Origin of the sequence: Rhizobium sp. CCGE 510, assembly GCF_000292525.1 — a bacterium.
GTDB lineage: Bacteria > Pseudomonadota > Alphaproteobacteria > Rhizobiales > Rhizobiaceae > Rhizobium.
On sequence record NZ_AEYF01000019.1, the window covers coordinates 1 to 26256 of the forward strand.

26 protein-coding genes and 1 pseudogene are annotated in these 26256 nt (G+C 62.8%); 18 read left to right on the forward strand and 9 right to left on the reverse strand.

Annotated elements, in window-relative coordinates:
• Window positions 1–153 precede the first annotated feature (153 nt).
• Window positions 154–1134: a hypothetical protein gene (locus RCCGE510_RS10390; RefSeq protein ID WP_007629684.1), complete on the forward strand. Its 981-nt coding sequence runs from the start codon at window positions 154–156 to the stop codon at window positions 1132–1134.
• A gap of 41 nt (window positions 1135–1175) precedes the next feature.
• On the opposite strand, the gene RCCGE510_RS10395 is transcribed toward RCCGE510_RS10390, so the two are convergent.
• Entirely contained in the window at window positions 1176–1700 is a 525-nt protein-coding gene (locus tag RCCGE510_RS10395; protein WP_007629685.1) for a DUF6428 family protein, read from the reverse strand.
• A 42-nt stretch (window positions 1701–1742) separates the two neighbouring features.
• Here RCCGE510_RS10395 and RCCGE510_RS10400 point away from each other — a divergent pair, with 42 nt between their 5' ends.
• From RCCGE510_RS10400 to arsC, 3 genes are read left to right on the forward strand one after another with little or no spacing between them, the layout of a single operon-like run.
• Complete coding sequence (locus tag RCCGE510_RS10400; RefSeq protein WP_007629687.1) at window positions 1743–2099, forward strand: metalloregulator ArsR/SmtB family transcription factor; 357 nt, start codon at window positions 1743–1745, stop codon at window positions 2097–2099.
• 37 nt (window positions 2100–2136) lie between these two features.
• Window positions 2137–2835 carry an MIP/aquaporin family protein gene (locus RCCGE510_RS10405; RefSeq protein ID WP_007629688.1) on the forward strand — a complete coding sequence of 233 codons (699 nt, stop codon included), beginning with the start codon at window positions 2137–2139 and terminating at the stop codon, window positions 2833–2835.
• Window positions 2832–3254: an arsenate reductase (glutaredoxin) gene (arsC, locus tag RCCGE510_RS10410; protein WP_007629690.1), complete on the forward strand. Its 423-nt coding sequence runs from the start codon at window positions 2832–2834 to the stop codon at window positions 3252–3254. The genes RCCGE510_RS10405 and arsC overlap by 4 nt, the downstream gene beginning before the upstream one ends.
• Before the next feature lie 8 nt (window positions 3255–3262).
• On the opposite strand, the gene RCCGE510_RS10415 is transcribed toward arsC, so the two are convergent.
• From RCCGE510_RS10415 to RCCGE510_RS10435, 5 genes are all read right to left on the reverse strand, one after another.
• Window positions 3263–3529 (reverse strand): hypothetical protein, encoded by a 267-nt coding sequence (locus RCCGE510_RS10415; protein WP_007629692.1) that lies wholly within the window; start codon window positions 3527–3529, stop codon window positions 3263–3265.
• Between the two features lie 112 nt (window positions 3530–3641).
• Window positions 3642–6176 carry a mechanosensitive ion channel family protein gene (locus RCCGE510_RS10420; protein WP_007629694.1) on the reverse strand — a complete coding sequence of 845 codons (2535 nt, stop codon included), beginning with the start codon at window positions 6174–6176 and terminating at the stop codon, window positions 3642–3644.
• A 203-nt stretch (window positions 6177–6379) separates the two neighbouring features.
• A complete protein-coding gene (locus tag RCCGE510_RS10425; RefSeq protein ID WP_007629697.1) occupies window positions 6380–6931 on the reverse strand; it encodes a DUF924 family protein in 552 nt (183 codons plus the stop codon).
• 242 nt (window positions 6932–7173) lie between these two features.
• Entirely contained in the window at window positions 7174–8238 is a 1065-nt protein-coding gene (locus RCCGE510_RS10430) for a histidine kinase dimerization/phosphoacceptor domain -containing protein (RefSeq protein WP_007629699.1), read from the reverse strand.
• Window positions 8239–8404: 166 nt separating this feature from the next.
• A complete protein-coding gene (locus RCCGE510_RS10435) occupies window positions 8405–9850 on the reverse strand; it encodes an MFS transporter (RefSeq protein WP_007629701.1) in 1446 nt (481 codons plus the stop codon).
• Window positions 9851–10389: 539 nt separating this feature from the next.
• Here RCCGE510_RS10435 and RCCGE510_RS10440 point away from each other — a divergent pair.
• The 13 genes from RCCGE510_RS10440 to RCCGE510_RS10500 all read left to right on the forward strand — a co-directional run bounded on the left by RCCGE510_RS10440 (window position 10390) and on the right by RCCGE510_RS10500 (window position 22219).
• A complete protein-coding gene (locus RCCGE510_RS10440; RefSeq protein ID WP_007629704.1) occupies window positions 10390–11715 on the forward strand; it encodes an ABC transporter substrate-binding protein in 1326 nt (441 codons plus the stop codon).
• 134 nt (window positions 11716–11849) lie between these two features.
• Window positions 11850–12818, forward strand: coding sequence for a sugar ABC transporter permease (locus RCCGE510_RS10445; protein ID WP_007629705.1), 969 nt, complete (start codon window positions 11850–11852; stop codon window positions 12816–12818).
• Window positions 12815–13768, forward strand: a complete 954-nt coding sequence (locus RCCGE510_RS10450) for a carbohydrate ABC transporter permease (protein ID WP_007629706.1) — start codon at window positions 12815–12817, stop codon at window positions 13766–13768. Before RCCGE510_RS10445 ends, RCCGE510_RS10450 begins: the two co-directional genes overlap by 4 nt.
• Window positions 13765–13977 carry a hypothetical protein gene (locus tag RCCGE510_RS10455; protein ID WP_007629707.1) on the forward strand — a complete coding sequence of 71 codons (213 nt, stop codon included), beginning with the start codon at window positions 13765–13767 and terminating at the stop codon, window positions 13975–13977. Before RCCGE510_RS10450 ends, RCCGE510_RS10455 begins: the two co-directional genes overlap by 4 nt.
• A 3-nt stretch (window positions 13978–13980) precedes the next feature.
• Window positions 13981–15078 (forward strand): ABC transporter ATP-binding protein, encoded by a 1098-nt coding sequence (locus tag RCCGE510_RS10460; RefSeq protein WP_007629708.1) that lies wholly within the window; start codon window positions 13981–13983, stop codon window positions 15076–15078.
• On the forward strand, window positions 15071–16078 hold the full coding sequence (locus tag RCCGE510_RS10465; RefSeq protein WP_007629715.1) for an ABC transporter ATP-binding protein: 1008 nt from the start codon (window positions 15071–15073) through the stop codon (window positions 16076–16078). The genes RCCGE510_RS10460 and RCCGE510_RS10465 overlap by 8 nt, the downstream gene beginning before the upstream one ends.
• Before the next feature lie 53 nt (window positions 16079–16131).
• Window positions 16132–17772 carry a dihydroxyacetone kinase subunit DhaK gene (locus RCCGE510_RS10470; RefSeq protein ID WP_007629716.1) on the forward strand — a complete coding sequence of 547 codons (1641 nt, stop codon included), beginning with the start codon at window positions 16132–16134 and terminating at the stop codon, window positions 17770–17772.
• Between the two features lie 46 nt (window positions 17773–17818).
• Window positions 17819–18439 carry a dihydroxyacetone kinase subunit DhaL gene (gene dhaL / locus RCCGE510_RS10475; protein ID WP_037078271.1) on the forward strand — a complete coding sequence of 207 codons (621 nt, stop codon included), beginning with the start codon at window positions 17819–17821 and terminating at the stop codon, window positions 18437–18439.
• Window positions 18436–18834: a dihydroxyacetone kinase phosphoryl donor subunit DhaM gene (gene dhaM, locus RCCGE510_RS10480; RefSeq protein ID WP_007629718.1), complete on the forward strand. Its 399-nt coding sequence runs from the start codon at window positions 18436–18438 to the stop codon at window positions 18832–18834. The genes dhaL and dhaM overlap by 4 nt, the downstream gene beginning before the upstream one ends.
• Complete coding sequence (locus tag RCCGE510_RS10485) at window positions 18834–19178, forward strand: HPr family phosphocarrier protein (RefSeq protein ID WP_007629722.1); 345 nt, start codon at window positions 18834–18836, stop codon at window positions 19176–19178. Before dhaM ends, RCCGE510_RS10485 begins: the two co-directional genes overlap by 1 nt.
• Window positions 19162–20766 (forward strand): putative PEP-binding protein, encoded by a 1605-nt coding sequence (locus RCCGE510_RS10490; protein WP_007629724.1) that lies wholly within the window; start codon window positions 19162–19164, stop codon window positions 20764–20766. The genes RCCGE510_RS10485 and RCCGE510_RS10490 overlap by 17 nt, the downstream gene beginning before the upstream one ends.
• Before the next feature lies 1 nt (window position 20767).
• A complete protein-coding gene (locus RCCGE510_RS10495; RefSeq protein WP_007629725.1) occupies window positions 20768–21175 on the forward strand; it encodes a hypothetical protein in 408 nt (135 codons plus the stop codon).
• Window positions 21176–21226: 51 nt separating this feature from the next.
• Complete coding sequence (locus tag RCCGE510_RS10500) at window positions 21227–22219, forward strand: dihydroxyacetone kinase subunit DhaK (RefSeq protein ID WP_007629726.1); 993 nt, start codon at window positions 21227–21229, stop codon at window positions 22217–22219.
• Between the two features lie 21 nt (window positions 22220–22240).
• On the opposite strand, the pseudogene RCCGE510_RS33285 reads toward RCCGE510_RS10500, so the two are convergent.
• The 3 genes and pseudogenes from RCCGE510_RS33285 to RCCGE510_RS10510 all read right to left on the reverse strand — a co-directional run.
• Window positions 22241–22699, reverse strand: a pseudogene (locus RCCGE510_RS33285) (hypothetical protein); the annotation flags it as partial.
• Window positions 22696–23655, reverse strand: coding sequence for an acetylxylan esterase (locus RCCGE510_RS10505; RefSeq protein ID WP_007629727.1), 960 nt, complete (start codon window positions 23653–23655; stop codon window positions 22696–22698). The pseudogene RCCGE510_RS33285 and the gene RCCGE510_RS10505, both read right to left, overlap by 4 nt.
• Window positions 23656–23784: 129 nt before the next feature.
• Window positions 23785–24567 (reverse strand): alpha/beta hydrolase, encoded by a 783-nt coding sequence (locus RCCGE510_RS10510; protein WP_007629728.1) that lies wholly within the window; start codon window positions 24565–24567, stop codon window positions 23785–23787.
• A gap of 789 nt (window positions 24568–25356) precedes the next feature.
• Here RCCGE510_RS10510 and RCCGE510_RS10515 point away from each other — a divergent pair.
• Complete coding sequence (locus RCCGE510_RS10515; protein ID WP_007629729.1) at window positions 25357–26127, forward strand: siderophore-interacting protein; 771 nt, start codon at window positions 25357–25359, stop codon at window positions 26125–26127.
• The last annotated feature ends 129 nt before the right edge of the window (window positions 26128–26256 follow it).

Consider the following 26256-nt stretch of genomic DNA (forward strand, 5'->3'; position numbering starts at 1 on the left):
ACACGGTTGCTGAGGTGCCCCGGAAGGGCCTCGAAGGACGGGAGTGGGGGTCGCCTGTGGCGAGACACCGCTCCCGCGCGCCCATCGGCTGGCGGCACCCGGCCGAAGCGATTATAAACGGGCCATCAACCCGACCCGCCGAGAGGTTCTCCCATGACCCAATCCGACCCGGTGATCGCATGGCTCCTCGACTCCGATCCGTCGATCCGCTGGCAGGTGATGCGCGACCTCATCGACGCCCCGGAGCGGGAATGGATGGCTGAGCGGGCCAGGGTGGAGACGGAGGGCTGGGGGGCAAGGCTGCTTGCCTGCCGAGATGAGGACGGGCAATGGGCGGGCGGCGCCTTCCTGCCCGCCGGTTTCGACCCCCGGGAATGGCGTGAGCACGGCCAGCCATGGACGGCCACGACCTTCTCGCTGTCGCAACTCAGGGAATTCGGTCTCGATCCCGCCTGCGAGCAGGCCAGGCGCACCGTCGAATTGATCGGCGCCAATGCCCATTGGGAAGAAGGCGGCCAGTCCTATTGGCAAGGCGAAGTCGAAGAATGCATCAACGCCCGCACCGTCGCCGACGGCGCCTATTTCGGCATCGATGTCGCGCCGATCGTCGACAGGCTGGCCAGCGAGCGTCTCGACGACGGCGGCTGGAACTGCGAGCGAACCCGCGGCTCGGTTCGCTCGTCCTTCGCCACCACTATCAACGTGCTGGAAGGGTTGCTGGAGTTCGAAAAATCGACCGGGGGCACGACCCGATCCCGGGAAGCGCGCGGAACGGGTGAGGAGTTTCTGCTCGAGCGCAGCCTCTTCCGCCGCCTCGGCACCGGCGAGCCCGCCGACAAAAACTTCCTGCAATTCTTGCACCCGAGCCGCTGGCGCTACGACATCCTGCGTGCGCTCGACTATTTCCGCGCAAGCGCCATCCTGACCGGCACCGATCCCGATCCGCGCCTTGGCGAGGCGATCGACCACCTTCGTTCCCGGCGCCTTCAGGACGGCCGCTGGCCGCTCGACTGGAGCCTGCCGGGGCGCGTGTGGTTCGATGTCGACGACGGGCAAAGCGAGCCCTCGCGATGGATCACGCTCCGCGCGATGCGGGTGCTCAAATGGTGGGATGCTCAAGCATCTATCGCCTGACGCGGCGAGCCGCTGCCTTGCCGGGCACGATGTGAACCTCTTTAGGCGCAGCAGCGGCTCCGTACCGTGTTAGGCCCGCAGCAGGCCGTCGCCTTGCTGTTTTCTTCAGCCAACCAGCGTTCACGCGGCTTGCAGCTTGCCGGCCGCGGTGAAAGCGCCACATGCACGGCACCGGCGCGGAGAACGGGCGTCGCCGCGCAATAAAGCTGCATCGGCCTCACGCCGTCGCTGACTTCGAAGGTAAGCTTGGCCGAAGCGTCGAGCCGCACGTGCTCCGTCACCTTGCGGACGATGGAACAAAACTTACCGGCCGGCATGTGCTTGCGGTCGCCTTCATCGATATCCCAAAGCTGGATGAAGATCTCCGTCCAAGCCTCGGGATTGGCGCCGCAATCGAGGCCCGCGAACTGGCCCGCCTTGACCTCGGTGACATGATAGCCTGATTTCACCGGCTGGCCGTCGTAGTAGAAAATCAGCGGCGCTTCCTTCTGGCCGGCGAGCATATCGAGCAGCAGGCCGAGACTGATATCATTCTCTTGAATTTTTCCGTTGTCGATCGCGTCCATATCGGCTAATCCTAATTTCAACGATTAAAGGATTATTGAAATATGGACCAACGTCAAGCCCTCGCCGCATTCAGCGCGCTTTCGCAGGAAACGCGCCTGCACATCATCCGCATGCTGGTTGTCTCCGGCCCGGATGGAATGGCGGCGGGCGCCATTGCGGAAAAGGCGGAGGTCTCGCCATCCAACGTCTCCTTCCACCTGAAGGAGCTGGAACGGGCCGGCCTGATTGCCCAGCAGCGCGAATCCCGCTCGATCATCTACACCGCCAACTACGATGCGCTCGGTGGCTTGATCCGTTTTCTGATGGAAGATTGCTGCGGCGGAAACCCGGAGATCTGCGCTCCGGCTGCCGCCGTCGCCGCATGCTGTACACCTGCAGCCAAGGAGGAACTGCAATGACTACAGGCGCAACCACAACACCGGTGACGGCCGGTTGATGGCGCCGTTCGATCTGCCGCGCCGGCTGGTCGCAGAAGCCATCGGCACCGCCATGCTGGTCACAACCGTCGTCGGTTCCGGCATCACGGCGACGTCGCTGACTGAGGATACGGGGCTTGCCCTGCTCGGCAATACGGTTGCGACCGGCGCCATTCTGGTGGTGCTGATCACCATATTCGGGCCGATCTCCGGCGCCCACTTCAATCCAGCCGTCTCGCTGGTCTTTGCGATGTCGCGTTCGCTGCCAAAACGCGACCTGACGGGATATGTGCTGGCACAGATTGCCGGCGGCGTGGCCGGGACGATCGCCGCTCACCTGATGTTCGAACTCCCGCTCGTCGAATTCTCCAGCAAGGTTCGCACCGGCAGCGCGCAATGGTTCTCCGAAGGTGTGGCGACCTTCGGCCTGGTCGCGGTCATTCTCGCCGGCATCCGGTTCGAGCAGAAAGCGGTGCCATGGCTGGTCGGCCTCTACATCACCGCCGCCTACTGGTTCACCGCCTCCACCTCGTTTGCCAATCCGGCCGTTGCGCTCGCCCGCTCCCTGACCGACACCTTCTCCGGCATCCGCCCGGCCGATCTTCCGGGCTTCTGGCTCGCCGAAATCGCCGGCGCGCTCGTTGCTCTCATTCTTTTCACCTGGCTGCTGCAGCCGGCCGAGACATCGTCAACCCTATCCTCTAAGGCGAAGCTGTGAACGTCACCATCTACCACAACCCGGCGTGCGGCACCTCGCGAAACACGCTGGCGATGATCCGCAATGCCGGCATCGAACCGACAATCGTCGAATATCTAAAAAACCCGCCGTCACGTGAGGAGCTGGTCGGGATGATTGCCGATGCCGGCCTCAGCGCGCGCGAAGCCATTCGCCAGAAGGATACGCCCTATGCTGAGCTCGGCCTCGGCAATCCCGACCTGACCGACGACCAGCTTCTCGACGCCATGCTCGCGCAGCCGATCCTGATCAACCGGCCCTTCGTGGTGACACCGCTCGGCACGCGCCTGTCACGCCCTTCCGAAATGGTTCTGGAAATCCTGCCGGAGACGCATAGGGGCGCCTTCATCAAGGAGGACGGCGAGAAGGTACTGGACGCCGAGGGCAAGAGGATCATCTGATCCCCCAACTACTTGACGACGGCCGAGCCCTTGACAATGTCGATCGTCTCGCCGCCGTCGAGACCGATGCGATCTCCGTCGGGCGTCGTCATGAAGCAGCCGGAAGCGCAGAGGTTTTCCGAAGCGCCGGCATCGACCGCGACTTCGACGCGCTGACCGCTTTCGGTGATGACGAGCACCACGGCGGCTGGATCGGTGTTGGTGATGGATGCTGCGTCAGCCGCGGGCGCGACAAGCAGCGGGACAAGCAGAACGGCGGCAAATCTTGCCATCATGTGCGGCGGCGCTGGCGCGCCCTCCCCTCGAACGATCGGTGCTGCCCCCGGCAGCGATCCCGATAGTGAAGATCATGCACATATAGCTGTGAACGATGGCTGAATGACCCGTTCAGCCTTTCCGATTGCCGTCTGCCGTCTTGCTGCGCAATTGCCGCACCGGCTGCTCTCCCTCTTCCATCGGCGTGTCCGCCGAATTTTCCTGCTCGTTGGGTTGATCCCTGCCTGCATCGGCAAGCGCGGGACGGGCCTCCCGATGGATGGTAAGATCGGTCTGTGGCAGCGGGATCTCGATGCCCTCGGCCTTGAAGCGCTTGAGGATCTCGATCCTGAGATTGTTGCGCACCGCCATGCCGTCACCCATGTCGGCCAGGAAGAAACGCAGCTCGAAATCCAGCGAATAGGGCCCGAAGCGCAGGAATTCGACATGCGGCTCGGGATTGCGCATGACGAGCGGTATCCTGGCCGTCAGTTCCAGCAGGATGTCCATCACCTGCTGCGGATCGGCGTTGTAGGCGACGGAAACCGGAATTTCCGAGCGGCCGATCTTGTTGCGGTGTGTCCAGTTACCGACGAGGCCGTTGATCAACTCCGAATTCGGCACGATGATCGACTGCTTGCGGAAGGTCTCGATCTCCGTGGCGCGCACCGAAATGCGTTTGACGATGCCTTCGGCCGTGCCGGAAACGACATGGTCGCCGACCTTGAACGGCCGTTCGACGAGCAGGATCAGGCCGGAGACGAAGTTGGAGACGATGTTCTGCAGGCCAAAACCGATACCGACGGAAAGTGCCGAGGCGACGAGCGCGAAGCTCGATAGGTCGATGCCGGCGGCGGAAACGCCGATGATCGCCGCGATGCCGACGCCGAGATAGCCGATGCCCGTTTTGACCGAATTGCGCACGCCGAGATCGACATGGCTTCTGGCCATCACATTCCCGTCGAGCCAGCGCTGCAGCCAGCGCGTCAGCAGGTAGACGCCGGCAAACAACAGGATGCCGGTGCAGATGCCGAGCAACGAGATGCTGATGCCGCCGAGCCTAACCTCGGTGAACAGCCTATAGGCAAGGATCTGCAGGTCCTGCACATGGAAACCCCAGAGCAACAGGATCAGCGGGATGCCGACGAGAAGCGCCACGGCATAGATCGCAAGGCCGACGAGCAAACCGGCCTGGTCGATTGCCACCGGCCCGAGCTTGAAGCGGCGCGTCAGGAAGCGCGCGAAGAAGGTGTCGCCAAAGCTTTCCTGCCTGGAGATCGCCTTGCCGGAGAGCAGGCCAATATACATGGTGACGACGACCGCGCCGGTGACGATGAGCTGCGTGGCGACGAAGCGCGCCAGCCCCACATAACCGGTCAGCGCGGTGAGGATGAGGCCGGCGCCGACGACGCGCAGGATGATCCCCATGCCGCGTGGCCAATGCCGGCCCGGCGCATCCGGATCGCCGTTCTTCGCCAGCATCGGCTTGCCGAACGACACCGAAATCAGGATGAGGCCGATGATCAACGCGGCAATCAGGCTCCTGACCACGGTCAGCACCAGCGGCGAGCCCATCGTCTCGCCGACGGTCCCGAACAGATAATCGAGCGCGTTGACGACGGCCATTGCCAGCAGGCAATAACCGATCGAGCGCGCGCCGAGATTGGAAAGATGGACGAGCCGCCAGCGCGGTTCGTTCGGCGCAAAAATGGCGTTGACGAAGCGACCGACGAAATAGACGAGCCCGATCGCCCCGAACAGAGCGCCGATGACCGGCGCGATGTCGGGTCGCAGAACGTTGAAACTATTGAGAAAGAAGAATGAGGTGACGAGCAGCACCGAAAGCGCCAGGGTCCGGATCAGCGTCGACCAGAAGGCGATCGACAGCCGGCCGATATAGGACGGGTTTTCGACGGCTTCGTCGCGGCGCAGATACGAGCCGAACAGCCGGTAGCTGCCCGAGAGCAGGATCAGGGCTGAGGCGAGCGACAGGAAGATCGCGGCAAAAAGTGGAAAACGCTTGAATTTCCAGACGAAGACGGCCCAGCTCGACAAGGCTTGCATGAACTCGCTTGCCTCATGCACGAAGGCGCTGGCGGCATCGTCGAGCACCGATACCGAAATTTCGGTCCGCCTGAGCAGCGTATCGGCAAACAACCGTCGCCGCATCTCGGTGATCTCGTTGACCAGCTTCGTCACCGTGATCGACAGGTTTTCGGCATCGCCCGTCACCGCGTTGATCTGCGCGCGCTCACCGGCGAGCGCGTTACGCTCCTGGGTGACGATCCCGGCCTCCGGCGGCTGCCCGTCCTTCGGCGGATCGCCGATCTCGGCAAGCCGGTTCTTGATCTGGTCGAAACGCGGCCTGAGATTGACCGAAATGGTAATGACGGCGCGGCTGAGTTCGTCGGCCTTGGTCGCAAGCCCGACCAGGGCATCGTCATCCTCGGCATTCTGCTTGACGCCGTCCTGGAGCGCCGTCAGCTGGACTTTGGCCTTGTCGATCTCCTTCGTCGCCTGGTCGAGCGGTGTGTCGGCAAGCGGCGCCTGCGCGGCTGCCGATGCCTGCGGCTCCTGCGCGAAGGCAGCAGCACCCTTGAAATGCGCGCCGGCCACCGCCAGCGTCAGCAGAAGAATGGTGCGAAGCAGGATCGGTCTCAGCCGCAAAAGCGCCTCCGGAAAGCTTGTCGTCGGAATAGGTCGGAATAGAATGCCAGCTTGTCATAGCAAAGAAAGGCGACAGAAAGGCGGAAGCTCCTGCAAAGGCTTAAGGCATGTCTCGCAAAAGTGTGAAGCGGTCTTGCGATGATGACATGCGTAGAACAAAGAACGAAAGCGCGACAGGCGAATCTGAAAGATCGCGGCGCGCGTTAGAAACCGGCGCCTGGCGTCGAGAGATAGTCGCGTTCCCTGGCCGTCGACTCCCGTCCCACCATGGCATTGCGGTGCGGAAAGCGGCCATAGGCGGCGATCACATCGCGATGGCGGATCGCATAATCCAGATATTCCGCGTGGCCGAGGGCGGTAAACAATGCCACCGACCGTTCCTGCTCATCGAGGTTTTCGGCATGTTCGAACGGCAAATAGAAGAAGGTGCGGCAGGCGGTCTCGACCGCCTGGTCGCCACCGGCGGCAAGCGCGAGCTTGGCTTCCCGAAGCGCCAGCCCGTCGGTCGCGAAGGCCAGCGGCGTGCTGCGATAGATGTTGCGGGGAAACTGGTCGAGCACGATGATGGCCGCCAACCGGCTTTCCGCATCGGCCCGCCATTCGTCGCTGACACCCGCGGCAAGGGCGAGATGCGTATGGCGGAAACCCTCGCGGATCTCCATATCGAGCTCCGGCGGCGGGCGGAACCACAGCTCCGGGCCGCATCGGATGAACCAGAAATCGTAGACTTCCCGTGGTGTACGGATCGTCGTCATGTTCGTTTTCCCTTGCGTTAGGCTTGGTTGCGGCATCAGTAAGCTATTGGCGAAATTGACAAATGATGTGCCGTGCAACCCCTCATCCGCCCTTCGGGCACCTTCTTTCCGAGGGGAGAAGAGGGAATCGAGACGTCACCGCGAATCTCTTCTCCCCTCGGGGAGAAGGTGCCGGCGGGCGGATGAGGGGGCCATTCAGCACATCCTTCATATTGCCTCCCCCGGCTCTATCGCTCCTGCCCCTACTTCCCCTCCTGCAACGAAAACACCAGCGTCGCCTTCGTCCCATCATGTCCGGGATCATAGGCGAAATCCGATTTCAAGCTCGCGGCCATCGCCGTCAGAATACGTGCGCCGAGCCCCGTTCCCCTCGCCGGGCTCTCCGGATCGAATCCCGTCCCGTCATCCTCGACGACAACCCTCAGCGCCTCGTCCGTCTGATCGACAAAGACGCGGATCTCACCCGGCACGCTGTCCGGATAGGCATATTTGAAGGCATTGGTGACCAGTTCGCTGACGATCAGCCCGAGCGTGATCACCTTGTCGGTCGCCAGATTGACCGGCTCAGCGGTCAGCACGACGCGGTGCGGCCGCTTGTCGTCGCGCATTGAGGCTTCGAGTTCGGTGAGCAGGCTGTTCAGATATTCATCGACCTGCACCGAGCCGACCTGCCGGTTGGTATAGAGCCGGCGGTGGACGCTGGCGATGGCGTTGATGCGCATCTGCGTTTCGTGCAGCGCATCGATCGCCACCTGGTCCTTGGTCATCGAGGATTGCATGCGGATCAGCGCGCCGACGAGGCCGAGGCTGTTGGCGATGCGGTGATTGACTTCGGCAAGCAGCATTTCGGCGAGGTCGCGCTGCTGGCGGATCACCTCCTGCGCCTGCGCCGTCTCGCGGCGGAAACGCGCCCGCTCCAGTGCCTGTTCGAGCGCGGCGGCGAGCAGGTCGAAATAATCGGCAGAGATCGCCTTGAGCATGTAATCGTCGGCGCCGGCTTTGAGCGCCGCGACCGCGATACTGGTATCGTCCGAGCCCGTTGCATAGATGACCGGCGGATGATCCGGCAGCGCCGTGATGCAGGGCAGAATGTCGAGGCCGGTCTCGTCAGCCAGGACATGATCGAGCACAACGGCGTCTATGCCGCCTTTGCCGAGCCTGGCAACGCCGGCCGCACCACTCTCAGCCCATTCGACCGAAAAACCGCGCTGGCCAAGGCTCTTCTGCATCAAGAGGGCGAGCCCCTCATCGTCGTCGATATAGAGGATGTGGATCAGGGCATCCGCATCGCGGCTAGAATTGCTCATTCCGTCTCCCGGCTTTCTCTCGCAGCGACGACCGCCGGCAAGCGTCCGAGTCGTCCGCATGGCAATGTCGTATTGCATTGACCGCCTGAGGTAAACAGCGGTTATCCTTCACTCTTGTCGCAGGCGGCGCGGAACAGGACTGGGGCCGATTGTTTCACAGTGGAGGCTAATTTTTCAGGAATTTCCGGTGTCCGGATACTTCGGCCCCCGCCTCCGCCGGCAATTGCAGGAAACGCAGCACCGAGACCATGCCGATCGCACCAACCACGACGAAAGCCCAACGGAAATCGGCAAGGACGGGATTGTCGGCGCCTCTCAGAGCCGCGGCGATATTGAGGACGGCCGCCGCCACCGCGACGCCGAGCAGCATCGACACCTGTTGCAGCATGCTCGACAGCGTCGAGGCCGAGCTGCGTTGCGCCGGGCCGATATCGGCGAAGGCGAGCGTATTCAGCGCGGTGAATTCCATCGACCGCGACAGGCCGGCGAGGAAAAGCAGCGCATAGGTGAAAAGCAGCGGCGTTGCCTGCGAGAGGAAGCCGCAAGCGGCGATCGAAAGTGCCGCGATCAGCCCGTTGAACACCAGCACGAAGCGAAAGCCGAAGAAGCGCAGGAGCGGCGTCGTCACCGTCTTCATGCCGAGATTGCCGAGGAAATAGACGAGCAGATAGGTGCCGGCAGCAATCGAACTCAACCCGAAGCCGAGCTGGAACAGCAGAGGCAGCAGGAACGGCGTCGCATTGATCGCCACCCTGCAGGCCGTACCTGCCGACAGCGTCGACATCGAGAAGGTCTGGACGCGGAAGGCCGAAAGGTCGAGCAGCGGATTGTCGACGGCAAGGAAATGCCGTGTCGCCATCACAGACAGCACGATGCCCGCCGCCAGCATTGATATGACGGGCAAAAGCCCGCCTTCCCATTTGACCGAAATCTCCAGGGCGGCGAGCAGGAAGGTCAGCCCTGCTGCGCTCAGGATGAAGCCGACAAAATCCAACCGGCCAGGATTGGCCTCGCGCTGCTCCGGCACGAAGCGCAGCACCAGCGCCATGCCGAGAATGCCGATCGGAATGTTGATGAGGAAGTTCCAGTGCCAGCTGGCATAGGTGGTGATGAAGCCGCCGAGCACAGGGCCGATCACCGGCGCCGTCAGCGCCGGCCAGGTGATCAACGCGATCGCCTGGACGAGTTCGGACTTGCGAGCATTTTTCAGCACGATGATGCGCCCGACAGGCGTCATCAGCGCGCTGCCCGCGCCCTGGACCGCGCGCCAGAACACAAATTCCGCCAGGCTGCCGGATAGCCCGCAGAACAGCGAGGCGGCGGTAAAGACGGCGATCGACATCAGGAAGATGCGGCGCGCGCCGAACCTGTCGCCAAGCCAGCCCGACAACGGAATGAAGGCGGCCATCGTCAGCATGTAGACGGTGATGCCGATACTCATCGACACCGGCTGCACGTTGAAGCTTGCCGCCATCTGCGGCAGCGAGGTGGCGACGATCGTGCCGTCGAGGATCTGCATGAAGAAGGAAACGGCAACGACCAGCGCCACGATCTTCGCCTGACGGCCGCTTGCCGCCTCTTGCCCATTCTCGCTCGTCTCTGCCGTGGTCATCGATCTACCAATGAAAAGTCTGGATGCCGCGGCAGGAAAACGGGAGGGAAGGCGATCGGAGATTTGCCGCGCTGGAGAACGCGGAAACGCGCCGCGCACTGGCTGCATACGCTCGTTAGGCACGGCCGGAAAGGCTAAATCTCGCACTGCGAGCGAATATTCCCGACACCGGGGGCGATGCGACTTTAAGAAAAAGGCCCCGCCGGAGCGAGGCCAAGTTTGAACCGCTCCCGGGAAAACAGGAGCGGCGTCGAGGTCCATATCCTGCGGCCCATCTCGCAGCGAGGCCAGATTTCCCCGTATCGGTACGCTCGCGAACGAAATTTCCGAGAAGCGATGAAATTGATCCGCAAAGTCCTCGGCCGCTTGGCGAGTCACCTGTGCAGCGCAGCAACGATTGGCGCTTGCAATGTTTATATAAACTGTTATCACTAAACATATTGCTAAACATGATGATTGAGGAGTTCATGTAAGCATTCTCTGAAATGGGTGAACATGCGACGCCGGCGGGGAGCCGGCATTGGTTCTGGGAGGAACTTATGCAGAAAACATCGAAAGCCCTTTTGGGGCTGGCTGCGGCATTTGTCATGTCGTCGGCATTGCCCAATCTCGCCAAAGCCGATGAACTGACGCTGTGCTGGGCCGCCTGGGACCCCGCCAATGCGCTGGTCGAGCTGTCGAAGGACTTCACCGCCAAGACTGGCACGCAGATGAAGTTCGAATTCGTTCCCTGGACGAGTTATGCCGACCGCTTCCTCAACGAGCTGAATTCCCATGGCAAGCTCTGCGATCTTATTATTGGCGACAGCCAGTGGATCGGCGGCTCGGCCGAGAACGGCCACTACGTCAAGCTTAACGACTTCTTCGACAAGGAAGGCATCAAGATGGATGACTTCGTGCCGGCGACGGTCGTCGGCTACTCGGAATGGCCGAAGAACACGCCGAACTACTGGGCACTGCCTGCCATGGGCGATGTCGTCGGCTGGACCTACCGCAAGGACTGGTTCGAAAAGCCGGAACTGCAGAAGGAATTCAAAGCGAAATACGGTCGTGATCTCGCAGCCCCGAAGACCTACGACGAACTGAAGCAGATTGCCGAGTTCTTCCAGAAGCGCGAGATCGACGGCAAGACCGTCTACGGCGCCTCGATCTATACCGAGCGCGGCTCCGAAGGCATCACCATGGGCGTCACCAACGTCCTCTACGACTGGGGCTTCCAGTACGAGAACCCGAAGAAGCCTTACGACATGGAAGGCTTCGTCAACTCGGCCGATGCGGTCAAGGGACTGGAATTCTACAAGTCGCTCTATGATTGCTGCACACCGCCCGGCAGCTCGAATGTCTACATGGTCGAATCCGCCGATGCCTTCAAATCCGGCCAGGTCGCCATGCAGATGAACTTCGCCTTCACCTGGCCCGGCCTCTACAAGGACGAGAAGGTCGGCGGCGACAAGATCGGCTTCTTTCCCAATCCGGCTGAGAAGGCGCATTTCGCCCAGCTCGGCGGACAGGGCATCTCGGTCGTCTCCTATTCCGACAAGAAGGACGCAGCACTTCAATACATCAAGTGGTTCGCCCAGCCTGACGTTCAGGCCAAGTGGTGGGAACTCGGCGGTTATTCCTGCCTGAATTCCGTCGTCAATGCGCCGGGCTTTGCCAAGAGCCAGCCCTACGCCCAGGCCTTCCTGGACTCCATGGCGATCGTCAAGGATTTCTGGGCCGAGCCGAGCTATGCCACCCTCCTGCAGGACATGCAGAAACGCGTCCATAACTACGTCGTCGCCGGCAACGGCACCGCCAAGGACGCGCTCGACGGTCTGGTGAAGGACTGGGAAGAAGTCTTCAAGGACGACGGCAAGATCTAGTGTCCGATCACAGGACAGGCGGCACCCCTCTGCGCGCCATCCTCACCAGGATGGCGGCCCGGATCGGCAGACGAGCCGGGCCGCCAGATCTCTCAGATCCCAAACGACCCACATCCCAAAGATCGGGTGAAAACTTGACCATTTCCCATTCCTCCATCGTCGAGAATGCAGTCGATGCGACAGCAAGGGCAACGCCGGTCTCGGTCGCCCGGCGCGTCCGCGGCCTTTCCGACAGGGCGATCGCCTGGCTGTTCATCGCTCCGGCCATCATCCTGCTGTTGGCGATCAATATCTTCCCGCTGATCTGGGCAATCTATCTCTCCTTCACCAATTACCGCGCCAACCGGCCGAATGCGCCGGTCCAGGGCGTCGGCCTTGGAAATTACCAGCGCGTTCTGAACGACCCCGATATCTGGCAGGCGATGCAGACCACCGCGCATTTCGTCTTCTGGACCATCCTCCTGCAGACGGTGATCGGCTTCAGCCTTGCCTATCTGATCGACCGCAAGTTTCGCGGCCATGCCTTCTGGACAACGATCATCCTGATCCCAATGATGCTGTCGCCCGCCGTCGTCGGCAATTTTTGGCGCTTCCTCTATGAGCCGCAGATCGGCCTCTTCGCCTATGCGGTGTCGCTGGTATCAGGCATTCCGACCTCCGATATCCAGATGCTCGGCAATGTCACTCTGGCGCCCTGGGCGATCATCATCGTCGATACTTGGATGTGGACGCCTTATGTGATGCTGATCTGCCTCGCGGGCCTGCGCTCGATCCCCGACTATATCTACGAGGCCGCCGAGGTCGACCGCGCCTCGCCGTGGCGCCAATTCTGGTCGATCACCGTGCCGATGGCCCTGCCCTTCATCATGCTCGCTGTACTCTTCCGCGGCATCGAGAATTTCAAGATGTTCGACATGGTGACGCTGCTCACCGGCGGCGGGCCGGGCTCCGTCACCGAGGTCGCCTCGATCACGCTGAAGCGCGTTGCCTTCGAAAGCTGGGCGACCGGCCGGGCCTCCGCTTTCGCGATCGTCCTCTTCGTCGCGGTGTTCGGCCTCGCCAACATCTATGTCAAGGCATTGAACAGGGTGAAGCAACGATGAGCGCCGCCAACTCAGCCCATTCGGTCGTCGTACCGAGCCTCACCAGCAAGCGCATCGCCGGCACCATCGTCGTCGTCTATGCGCTGATCACCCTCATCCCGCTCGTCTGGATCTTCCTGACCAGCATCAAGTCGCCGCCGGATTCGATCAGCTATCCCCCCAAGATCGTCTTCACCCCGTCGCTCGAAGGTTATTGCAACCTGTTCACCACGCGCACGCGGCAGACGCCGGACTATATCGCCTCGCTACCGGCGCCTGTCGGCACCTGCGAGGAGGTGACGCGCAAGCGCAATATGGTAATCGCCGGTCCGTCGAATTTCCTGCCGCGCTTCATCAATTCGCTGGTGATCGCCTTCGGCTCCACCTTCCTCGCGGTTTTACTCGGCACGCTCGCCGCCTATGGCTTCTCGCGCTTCAAGGTGCCGCTCGCCGACGACCTGCTGTTCTTCATCCTGTCGACGCGCATGATGCCGCCGATTGCCGTCGCCATCCCGATCTACCTGATGTATCGCGAGCTCGGCCTGTCGGACACGGCCGTGGGTATGATCCTGCTCTATACCGCCGTCAACGTCTCGCTCGCCGTCTGGCTGCTCAAGGGTTTCATCGACGAAATCCCGCGCGAATACGAGGAAGCGGCGATGATCGACGGCTATACGCGGCTGCAGGCCTTCCGCAAGGTGGTGCTGCCGCAGGCCACCACGGGCATTGCCGCCACCGCAATATTCTGCCTGATCTTCGCCTGGAACGAATATGCCTTCGCAGCCCTTCTGACCTCGGGCGAGGCCCAGACCGCGCCGCCCTTCATCCCGACGATCATCGGCGAAGGCGGACAGGACTGGCCGGCGGTGGCCGCCGGCACGACGATCTTCCTGATCCCAATCCTCGTCTTCACGATTCTCCTGCGCAAGCAGCTGCTGCGCGGCATCACCTTCGGAGCCGTCCGCAAATGAGCCATCTGATCGAAACACGCAGCCCTGTCCGCCCGAAACGGCCGTTCTTCCTGCGCCGCGGCCCGATGGAGACCATCGCCACCGTGCTGATCGGCCTCGGCTTCCTGATGCTGTTCCAGCCCTTCCTGCTGGTGCTCTACACCTATTCGCTGGTCACCCTGCTTGCAGGAACCGTCATGTTCATCATCGTTTCGAAATTCCCGGAGTGAACCATGGCGGACATCCGGATCGACAATCTCCGCAAGGAATTCGGCAGCTTCGTCGCCGTTCAGGATTCGAGCTTCACCGTCCACGACGGCGAGTTCCTGGCGCTGCTCGGGCCTTCCGGCTGCGGCAAAACGACGACGCTTCGCATGATCGCCGGTCTCGAGCTGCCGAGCAGCGGCAAGATTTATCTCGACGGCGAGGACGTTACGTTCAACCGCGCCAGCGCCCGCGACATTGCCTTCGTCTTCCAGCTCTTCGCACTCTACCCGCATATGAACGTCCGCAGGAATATCGGTTTCCCGCTGCTGTCGCAGGGCATGGCCAATGCCGAAATCCGTCAGCGTGTCGAAGAGACCGCTCGGCTGCTGCAGATCGACCATATTCTAAACCGCTCGGTCTCGGGCCTGGCCGGTGGCGACCGGCAGCGCGTGGCGCTCGGCCGCGCCATCGTCCGGCGGCCGAAATGCTTTCTGATGGACGAGCCGCTCGGCACGCTCGACGCCGAGTTCCGCGAGATCATGGTCCATGAGCTGCGCGAACTGCACAACCGCATTCACGCCACAACCGTTTACGTCACCCATGACCAGCACGAGGCGATGGCGATGGCCGACAAGATCGCCGTCATGAACCATGGCGTCATCGAGCAGTTCGGCACACCGCAGGAAATCTATGCAAAGCCGGCGACTATGTATGTCGCCGATTTCATCGGCTCGCCGCCGATGAACTTCATGCGCTTCACCTCCGGCCTGAAAAGCGGCGACCGCTCCATCCTGCTCGACGGCGTCGATGTCGTCGTTCCCGAGATCCACGAGGACATGGCCGAAAGCGAACTGGCGCTCGGCGTGCGGCCGGAGCATATCCGCTTCAGCGACGCCTCGCGGCTGCGCGGCGCCGTCTATGGCAGCGAATATCTCGGCACCAACCAGGTCGTGGCTGTAGAAACCCCTGGTGGACTGATCAAGGCACGTGTTCCCGCCAATCGCAGCTTCCGGATCGGCGAAACCGTCGGCCTCGAATTCAGCCCGGAAAAACTCGCGCTCTTCGACTGCACGTCCGGCCGTGCGGTGCCATCCCAGCTCTATCAGGAGACCCGGCATGGCTGATGTCATCCTCAGGAACCTCGCCAAACGCTTCGGCGATACCCAGGCCTTGGCCAACCTCGATCTTTCGATCCGCGACGGCGAGTTCGTCGTGCTGCTCGGTCCCACAGGTGCCGGCAAGACCACGACGCTGCGGCTGATCGCCGGCCTTGAAAGGCCGGATAGCGGCCGCATCGAGATCGGCGGCCGCGATGTCGCCGCAGAAGCACCCGCCGAACGCGACGTCGCCTTCGTCTTCCAGCAATATTCGCTCTATCCGCACATGACGGTTTACGAGAACCTCGCCTTTCCGCTGAAGGCGCCTGTGCGCAAACTGAGTGCGGAGGAGATCGACCGGCGCGTGCGCGAGGTCGCGCGCATGGTCCGGATCGACCACAAACTGGAGAACCGCTCGACCAGGCTTTCCGGCGGCGAGATGCAGCGTGTCGCGATCGGCCGCGCGCTGGTGCGCCGGCCGGCGATCTATCTGATGGACGAGCCACTCTCCTCTCTCGACGCCAAGCTGCGCGCCGAACTGCGCCTGGAGCTGAAGCGCATCCAGAAGGAACTGGGCTCGACGCTGCTTTATGTCACCCACGACCAGGTGGAAGCCATGACCATGGCCGATCGCATCGGCATTGTCGCCGAGGGGCGGCTGATGCAGGTGGGAACGCCGCGCGAAATCTATGGCAATCCCGCCAACCTGCACGTCGCCGCCCGCCTCGGCCAGCCGCACATCAACCTTCTGCCGGCGGACCTGCTTCCGGGCGGCCAGCCGCCGGCCGGCACGAAGACCGTCGGCGCCCGCACCGAACATCTGGACATCATCGTCGGCAAGGATGCCAATGCCGAGATCGACTGGATCGAGCATCTCGGCGACCAGAACCATCTGCACATCAGGGCCGGCAATCACAAGCTGGTCACACTTGCAGATCCATATCTGGCGATCGCGCCGGGCGATCGGATCAGCCTGACGCTGCGCGATCCGCTTTATTTCGATGCGGCTGGACAGCGCCTTTCCTGACCGGCAAACAGGCATGACGACGGCATGAAAAACAAACAGACGGGTCTCAATCGATGAAACATTTCTTCAACCGCAGGGAAAGCATCGTTACCGAAGCTCTGGACGGTCTGCTTCTGACGAGCGGCAGCGGCCGTCTTGCCCGTCTCGACAGCTATCCCGACATCAAGGTGATCCTGCGCGCGGACTGGGACAAGTCGAAGGTGGCGATCATCTCAGGCGGCGGCGCCGGCCATGAGCCCTCGCATGCTGGCTTCGTCGGCAGGGGCATGCTGACGGCAGCCGTTTCAGGCGAAATCTTCGCCTCGCCGAGCGTCGATGCCGTGCTGACGGCGATCCGCGCCGTCACCGGCTCAAAAGGCGCCCTGCTGATCGTCAAGAACTACACCGGCGACCGCCTGAATTTCGGCCTCGCCGCCGAAAAGGCGCGCGCCGACGGTTTCGAAGTCGAGATGGTCATCGTCGCCGACGATATCGCCATCCCCGGCATCAACCAGCCGCGCGGCGTCGCCGGCACGCTGTTCGTCCACAAGATCGCAGGCCATCACGCCGAAAGGGGCCAGGACCTGAAGACGGTGGCAAGCCATGCCGCGGCGGCTGCCGGCGACATCGTCTCGCTTGGCATGTCGCTCTCCACCTGCAGCGTGCCCGGCCAGGCACATGAAGACCGTCTCGGTGCCAACGAGGGCGAACTCGGCCTCGGCATCCATGGCGAGCCCGGCGTCGAGCGCATCACGCTGCAGCCGGTTGCCGATATTGTCGCTACCATGGTGGCGCGCCTGTCTCCGACATTGCGCGAAGGCGCAAGCCACGCCCTCCTCATCAACAATCTCGGCGCCGTGCCGCCGCTCGAAATGGCGGTCGTCGCCAATGCCGTGCTCTCCTCGCCGCTTGGCCGCCGCGTCCGGCTGATCATCGGCCCGGCGCCAATGATGACCGCGCTCAATATGAACGGCTTCTCGCTGTCGCTGATCCGGCTGGATGCCGAGCGCGAGGCGGCGCTGATGGCAACGGTCGAACCGCACGCATGGATGCCGGCCGTCGAACGCCACGAGATCAGGATCATCGCCGCGCCGAGAACGGCAGCCGGCTTGAACGGCGCGGTGCCGGCCGGGGAGAACACCCGCAACCGTCGCCTGATCACGGCGCTCTGCGAGCATCTTATCTCTCGGGAAAGCGAACTCAACCGCCTGGACGGCCGCGTCGGCGACGGCGATACCGGCTCGACGGTGTCGGCAGGCGCCCGCAGCGTGCTTGCCCGCCTCGACACGCTGCCGCTCGACCGGCCGGCGGCAACGCTTGCCTCGCTCGGCGATATCCTCGGCACCAGCATGGGCGGATCGAGCGGTGTGCTGCTGTCGATCTTCTTCACCGCAGCGGCAAAGGCGATGGCTGACAAGGCCGATATCGCTGCCGCTCTTCTTGCCGGGCTCGACAGGATGACGTTCTATGGCGGTGCGGAAGTCGGCGACCGGACGATGGTCGATGCGCTGTCGCCTGCCCTGCAGGCGCTCGCCTCCGGCGATGTTGCCGCAGCGGCAAAGGCTGCGGCGTCAGGTGCGGAGTCGACGAAGACGATGACGGAGGCAAGAGCCGGACGCGCCTCCTATGTCGGCGAAAGGGATCTGGCGGGCGTCGCCGATCCCGGCGCTGTCGCGGTTGCCGGCGCGTTTGGGGTGGTGGCAAGCCTCGTCTGACCGGAGTAAAGTTGAGAGCCGCGCGGCAGGCGCGGCGACAGGGAGGATGGCAGTGCAGGCGGAACCGGTGCTTGTGGCAGGATTGATCGAAGTGTGCCGCGCAACGATCGCTGAAAACAGCGATCACCTCTGCGCGCTCGATCGCGCCATCGGCGATGGCGATCACGGAACCAATATGCGGCGCGGCTGCGAGGCAGTGAGCGCCGAAGGCGAAAACCTGTCCAGCCTGCCCTTCCCCGACGCCGTGGAAAAGATCGGCTTGACGCTGGTGATGAATGTCGGCGGTGCCGCCGGGCCGCTCTACGGTACGCTGCTGATGGAGATCGGCCGTGAGCTTCGCAAAAGCGAGGCGAAGGCCGATTTTTCGCTGGTGCTGAAACAGGCGATCGACGCTGTGGCCAGACGCGGGCGGGCGCATGCCGGCGACAAGACATTGCTCGACGTGCTCTATCCCGTGCATGCGGCGCTCGCCCGCCGCTCGCCGCTCGGCACGATCGCCCGCAAGGCCGAACGTTCCGCCAGCCGCACGGCTGATATGAAGGCGATGCGCGGGCGCGCGGCCTATCTCGGCGACCGTTCGATCGGCCACGTCGATCCCGGCGCCTCGAGCTGCGCACTATTGACCACGGCGATCTGCCGCTATCTCGGGGAGCACCGTCCGGAATGAATGGAAAGACCGCAAATGTGGGCATCGTGATCGTCTCCCATTCGCCGCTCGTGGCGCGGGGCATCGCCGACATGGTGCGGCAGATGGTCGGCGACTGCGTGCCGCTCTCCTGGTCGGGCGGCAACATCCATGGCGAGCTCGGCACCGATGCCGGCGGTATCCTGAGAGCGATCGAGGCTGCCTGGTCCGATGCCGGCGTCGCCGTCTTCGTCGATCTCGGCGGCGCCGAAACCAACAGCGAAATGGCGATCGAAATGCTGGGCCTTCCCCGCTCGGCGCTCGTCTCCATCTGCAATGCGCCGCTGGTCGAAGGCGCCGTCATCGCCGCTGCCGAGGCGTCGGGGGGCGCCTCGCTAGCCAAAGTGGTCGCCACAGCCGAGGAACTCTCCCCCTGATGACCAGCGGATTGCGTAGTGAAAAACAGGAGCCCGGTCCCTTGCCCGTGAATTGCCAAACGGAGGTGGAAGTCAAGCACGGTGTCGGGCTGCACGCTCGCCCCTCCGTCACCTTCACGCGGCTTGCCAAGTCCTTCCCCTGCTCGATCGAGGTCGCAGTCAACGGCAGCGATGTCTGGCTGAACGGCAAGAGCATCATCAAGATCATGGGCGCGAGAATCCGCAAGGGATCGATCCTCAGGATCCGCGCCGACGGCATTCTCGCAGAAGAGGCGATCCGCGCGCTGAAGGGGCTCATCGAGCGCAATTTCGATGAGGAAAAGAAACATGGCCGGACCGCTTAGGCTGAAGGCGAAGAGCGCATCCCCGGGCATCGCATCCGGCCCGGCCTTTCTCGCGGAGGAGCTGAAGGCTCCTTCCGCTGCCGAGCGGCCGGGCGCTCCCGCCGCGCCTCGAACCGCCGGCGGATACGCCGCGCTGGAAAAGGCGATCGACGTCTCGATCGGCGAACTCGAGCGCCTCGCCGAGGGAGCCGACGCCGAAAGCCGCGATATCATCGATTTCCAGATCGAGGTGTTGCGCGATCCCAGCATCGCGGAAGCGACCGGCGCGCGCATGGAAACGGACGCGAACGTCGTCTTTGCCTGGGTCGCCACCCTCGACGCCTATATCGGCGAACTCGAAGCGGCCGACGAGGAGCAGATGCGGGCGCGTGCTGTCGATATTCTCGACATCAAGAACCGCGTACTCGGCGCGCTCGCCGGCACCCCGATCGCCGATTTCCCGCCCGGCTCGGTCTTTGTCGGCAAGGACATGGAGCCCAGCCGTTTTCTCGCCCACGACTGGTCGAAAGGCGGCGGCATCGCGCTGTTTGCAGGCAGCACCGCCGGCCATGTCGCCCTGCTCGCCCGGGCAAAATCGGTGCCGATGGTGGTCGGCACGGGCCGCTTTTCGGCCGTGGACGGAGATCCTGTCAGCGTCGACGGAGACGCCGGTGCGGTCGTCCTGGAGGCGGGCAGCATGCTGATCCCGCCGCTCGCACCGGGACTAGCGCCTGCCGGCGACACGCAAATCGCCGGCGGTGAGCTGCGCACGGCGGACGGCGTGCCGATCCTGCTTTCCATCAACATCAACGATCCTGCCGAGATCGATGCGCTCGATCCGGCAACGGCGGGCGTCGGTCTGATGCGCTCGGAATTTTCAACTGCCTCGGTTGCAGATGCCGCCAACGAGGAGCGGCAGCTGGCGATCTATCGCCGCGTGCTGGAGCGGGCGGCCGAAAGGCCGGTGACGATCCGCATGCTCGATATCGGCGGCGACAAGCCCCTTGCTGGCCTCGAAGACCTGCCGGCTCTCGCCTCTGGCTTGCGCGGCATCCGGCTGCTGCTTGCCCAGCCGGAAATCGCCCGCGTCCAGGCACGCGCCCTGCTGCGCGCCGCCGTCTTCGGCAGGCTTTCGGTGATGCTGCCGATGGTGACCTTTCCCGACGAAATCGACATGATGCGCGAAATATTCCGCGAGGAGGCCGAAAAGCTCGGCCGCCGTTCCCTGCCCCACCGCATGCCGCCGATCGGCATGATGGTGGAGGTGCCGGCCGCCGCTTTGATGCTCGACACCTTTGGATTTGCGGCGTTCTTCTCGTTCGGAACCAACGATCTTACCCAATATCTTGCCGCCTCCACCCGAGAGGACGTCGACGCCGATGACGGCAAGGCAGCACCCGCCGTGCTCCGACTGATTGCCGAGGCAGTGAAGCTTGCCGGCGGCAAGCCTGTCAGCATCTGCGGCGACATGGCCGGCAATCCCAGCTATCTGCCTGCACTGCTCGCTGCCGGCCTCCGCCATTTTTCCGTGGCGCCGGCCCGGCGTCCCGCGATAAGATCGGCGATCATCGGCCTCAATGCCGATGGCACAAGGGCAGCCGGAGAATAGGATGGCGCGCGAAGACACCGAAGACGCCATTATCGCCTACAAATCCATTCTGGCGCAGATCATCGACAACAGGCCATCGGGCACGCGCCAGCGCCTGGCGACGGCGCTTGGAAAACATCGCAGCTTCGTCACCCAGATCACCAGCCCGACCTATGCGACGCCGCTGCCGGCGCGCCATCTCGCGACGATCGTCGGCGTCTGCCACTTCAGCGCCGCCGAGCAGGAGCGCTTTCTCGAAGCCTATCAAGCCGCCCATCCCGGCAAGCTGCCGGATGTCGGCCACTCAGAGAAATTGCGGCACCTGTCGCTGATGGTGCCTGATTTCGGCGACGACAGGAAAAACCGCCTTCTTGAAGAGGCGATCTCCGATCTGGTGCAGAAGATCGTCGCGATATCGGGTGCGGAATGACGCGTGAGCTGGTTGACGTAACGTAATGCTTTTGGCCTCGGGAGGGGCTTGATGAAAAAGTTCATGAACACTGCGGAAACCATGGTCGCCGAAAGCGTCGAAGGCTTCGTGCGCGCCCATGAGGCCTTCGTGGTGTTCGGGCCTGAGCGCAAATGTATCCGCCGCCGCCATCTCACCCCTGGCAAGGTGGCGCTTATATCAGGCGGCGGCGCCGGGCATGAACCGATGCATATCGGCTTCGTCGGCCACGGCATGCTGGATGCCGCCTGTGTCGGCCATATCTTCACCTCGCCGACGCCGAGCCAGATCATTGCCGCCATCGAAGAGGTCGATACCGGCGCCGGCTGTCTGCTCGTGGTCAAGAATTACGACGGCGACCTGATGAATTTCGAAATGGCCGTCGAGATGGCCGGCGACCGCCACAGCCTCGACATGGTCGTCGTCAGCGACGATACCGAAACGTCAAGGGTCGGCCAAGGCCGCGGCCGGCGCGGGGTTGCCGGAACGCTCATCGTCGAAAAGATCCTGGGTGCTGCGGCCGAACGCGGCATGTCGCTTGCCGAGTTGAAACGGCTTGGCGAGGGGATGAACACACGCATCCGCTCCATGGGTGTGGCGCTGAACGGCGTGACGGTTCCGCAGACCGAGCGTACGACGTTTGCGCTCGGACCCGGCGAGATGGAAATGGGCGTCGGCATCCATGGCGAACCCGGCCATTCCAGGCAGCCCTTCGCTGCCGCCGACGCCATCATCGGCCATCTCTGCGAGACCATCTTTGGCGATATCCCAGTGACGCCGGGCAGCAGAGCACTGCTGTTCGTCAATGGCCTCGGCGGCACGCCGCCTGCCGAACTCTACCTCGCCTATAATGGCGCCCGGCGTTTCATCGAGGAGAAAGCCATCCCGATCGAGCGCTCACTGGTCGGAACCTACGTCACCTCGCTCGACATGCAGGGACTATCGATCACCCTGGCTTTGCTGACCGATGAGGAGATCGCGCTCTGGGACGCGCCGGTGGCGACTGCAGCGCTGCATTGGCCATAAGCGTGTACCACAGACGTCAGATGCGCCGAGGCTGCATCCATGCACGATGGTGCAGTCATGTCATGCGGGTTCTTGGCCGCCATCAGCGGCAGCACCTCATTGAGGATGTAGTCCTCCAGGGCGACATGTCGGCGTATACGCTCGGCCGGATGGCGGTCAGAGCCATAAAGGCTCTCGGCGGCCGGTCCTCGATGCAATAGAGTTGGAGATGGCCGGCCTGCGGCTTGTCGGCTAGGCTTCCAACCAGGCCAAGCTGCTCATATTCCAGGAAGGTCCCGCGTCGGGAACACCAGTACCTTGGCGCCGGCATGGCCGAACACTACAGCGCCGCGCGTCTTCAGACGCGCAAAGGACGCTGTAGCACCTTAAATGGCTGCATAATTTGTCCTTAAATCGATTCCGATTGAAGGAGTTATGCAGCGGCAACTCCATGTCTCGATGCAGCCGCTGGCTATACCAGCTGAGGTATTCGCGGTTCATGGCACCCTGAAAAACTGTCCGATCTTGTCGCGGAGAACCGCCTCTTGCTCGGCACTTCCAGGGTAATCGAAATGCCCGGCGTCCAGGATGAAGTTTTCATTAAATTTCGGTATCGCATTTGCGACAGCGAACTGGCAGGGCGGCGCCACGGAAGGATCGAAAAGCGCCACCGCCGTCAGCATCGGCACCTTGATCCGCCGTGCTGCGGTCGCCGCATCGTAGAAGCTGAGCGTCTCCAGAACATTTCCATGCTCCGCCTGATATTCCTGCACCGATTGCGCGCTGCCGACGCTCGGCAGATCGAGGCGCAGCGGCTGGTGCCCAAAACTCGGTAGCGCCAGATGGCCACGATCGATGCGCTCGTCGTAGGCGATGGCTATTGCCCCGACCCCGCCGCCGAAGCTAATGCCGCTATAGCCGATATGCCCCGAGAGCCAGGGATAGAGCGCGTCAAGCGTCGAGACGGCAAGCCAGATATCCTCGACGCAGCCGCCGATGATGTAGGAGTCCAGCTTGTCGATATCGTGCAGAACATGCCAGGACGGGTTCTCGGAAATCGGCGGATGGGCGCTGAGCGACAGCCCGCGGCAGCAGGGAAAGATCACTGCCGTTTCCTTGACCGGCAGCTCGAAATCCGGACGATCCCGCCCGCCGTAACCGTGCCCGACGACAAGGCCGCGCCGCACCTGCCCCTCACGCGGCAGGATGAGCCAACCGCCGATCCGGAACGCATCCGTGGAGAGATAGACGAGATCGAGTACGTGCCAGTCCGGATGAGTGATCTGGCTGCGCGAAATCACCGGCTGCGGATCGACAGTCAGCGCCTTGCGGTAACGCGCCTGCCAGAAACCGTCGAAACCATCAGGTTCCTCCGGCGGCTTGACGGCCAGAAGCTCTTCGAGCCGCATGCCGTAAGTGGGATCGAAAGCGAAGGGATGTGTGGTGGGAATGCTCATCCGGGCTTTGTCCCGTGAAAAGAGCGACCGCGCAAGCTTCTGCCTTGCCGCGGATGACAAAAGCTGCCGCCGCGGCCCGGTACAGAAGCAAGCCGCCGATCGGTCAGCGCAACTACTTCACCGCCTCGCTCAATCCGTATTCTGCCCGGCCGCCTCCAGGATCAACTGGGTGATCTCGTCGGGATGGGAGATCAGCGATAGGTGGCTGGCCTTCACCTCGACCGTCTTCGCGCCCATGCGCTTGGCCATGAAACGTTCGAGATCGGGATCAATCGTCCGGTCTTCCGTCGAGACGGCATACCAGCTCGGCTTCGAACGCCAGGCGGCCTGCGTAGTCTTGCCGGTCAGCAGCGCCTTCTGGAATGGCTGCTGTACGGCATAAAGTACTTTCGCCCTCGCTTCCGGCAGGTCCCCGGCGAAATCGCGCAGGAAGGCCGCTTCGCTCAAGCGCCCCTCGTCGCCGTCGAAGACGATGCCGGCGGAAGCCGGCGGCGTCGGAAAGGTTTTGGCAAGAGCGGTATAATCCTCACCCGCATCCGGCGCCCGCGCAGCGACATAGACGAGCGCCGAAACGTTGGGATGAACCCCAGCTTCGGTGACCATCATGCCGGAAAACGAATGCCCGACCAGAACCGTCGGGCCATCCTGCCGGTCGAGCACCCGCTTTACCGCCGCAACAGCCTCCGGCAGAGTGGTCAGCGGATTCTGCACCGCCGTAGCGTTCAGTCCGGCCGCCTGCAGGCGCACGATCACCTCGGTCCAGCACGAGCCGTCGGCAAACAGCCCATGCGCCAGCACGACATTGCGTGCCTTTACCGGAGCGAGTGCCGCAGCCATGCCCCGCGTGGAGAGAAGAGTGGCGGCGGCGGCGGCAACGAGGGCGGCCGAAAAAGTCCGTCTGTTCGTCATCATGATCTGGTTTCCTCACATGTTGAGACTGCTGAAGGGACGAAAGCATGGGGCAGAGATCGGGAATCCGGTGGAATTCGGAAGACGAAGATACTGTGTGAACCGCTCATCTCGCCGCTGACTTCCGCCGCGTCGAGAGCTCCTTGTGCATATACCAATTCGGCACTTGCTGCGGTTTGCGTACACAGAACGCCGCCGACTGGAAATTTCAGCCGTTTCATCGAAGCCGGCAAGCTGGCCTGAGTTTGGAATTCCTACGGCACGGGGCAGCTGTATTTATAGGCAATCAAGGTCACCCTCTCCTTTATTCCTATGCTTGTCACAGGAATCCAGTGCGCCCAAGTCCTTGGGCGCGGGAGAATCTCTTTAGGGGGTATTGAAGTCGTTCACCGCGCGGACGCCCGGTGGGTGGCTTCCTGTGACAAGCACAGGAATGATGGAGGGTGGGAGAGCCGGTTTGCTTATTCTCTACCCGCATCCATTGAGGCTCGCGGCGGAGGGAGCACTTCCTCGATCGTGTTGTCCATCGGCCCAGCCCTTCCATCCTCGCGATTGATGGCCGACCTTCCCCGACCGAATTGGCTACGAAAAGTTAAACTTCGGCAATCATTGGATTTCGCAGCCACCATGCGGTTGCACATGCCGCCACCGTCGGCTACATCAAACCCGTCAATGGTCGGCTCGCCCGGCCACGTAAGCGTTAACGTCACTCAACGCGTATGATCGAACGGCTGCGGCTTCGATCTGCGCGACTGTGTCCTGCGGATCGAGCTTTAAGCCCCGGAAGGACACATGGACAACAATCAACCCAAAGACCAGACGTCGCCGGCCCCTGCCATCGAGCGGGTGCGCCACGACACGCGGCGGCGCACGCTGACGGCCGAAAGCGTCGTCGATATCACCCCCGGAATGCGCCGCATCACGTTGACCGGCGACGATCTTGCCGATTTCATCAGCCTTGCGCCTGACGACCACATCAAGATTTTCCTACCGGCCGACGATGGCGGAGAAGAGCGCCGTGACTACACGCCGCGCCGCTATGATAATGCCGGGCGGAAATTGACCATCGACTTCGCCTTGCACGAAGCAGGCCCGGTGACACGGTGGGCGATCGGCGCCCGCCCCGGCGACAGGCTCGAGATCGGCGGGCCAAGGGGCTCCGCCGTGATCTCAAAGGCGGTTACGCGATGGCTGCTGATCGGCGACGAAACGGCACTGCCGGCGATCGGCCGCCGGATCGAGGAGAGCCCCTCCGAAACACTCATCACCACAGTCGCAGCCGTCACCGGCCCGTTGGAAGAGCAGACCTTCGACACATCGGCTGAACTGCACGTCCACTGGGCCCACCGGCCTCTCTCGCAAGCAACCGATGCCACTGCCCTGCTGAAACTCCTGCGCGCGGTCGATATCCAGCCGGAAACATTCATCTGGGTCGCGGCGGAAGCCTCGGTGACACGTGATATCCGCGCCCATCTGCTGGAACGAGGTTGCCCGCTCGGCTGGATCAAGGCATCCGGCTATTGGGTGTTCGGCAAGGCCGATACGACGGAGAAATTCGGCTAGCAGTCAAACGCCAATACTGGCCGCCGCCACTGAAGCTGGGGCGACGGCCGGACAAGCTGTTTGAAAAACACTCTCCGTTTCAGTTGCGATTTAATCGGATACGATATATAAGTGTCCCAGCATTCAAAG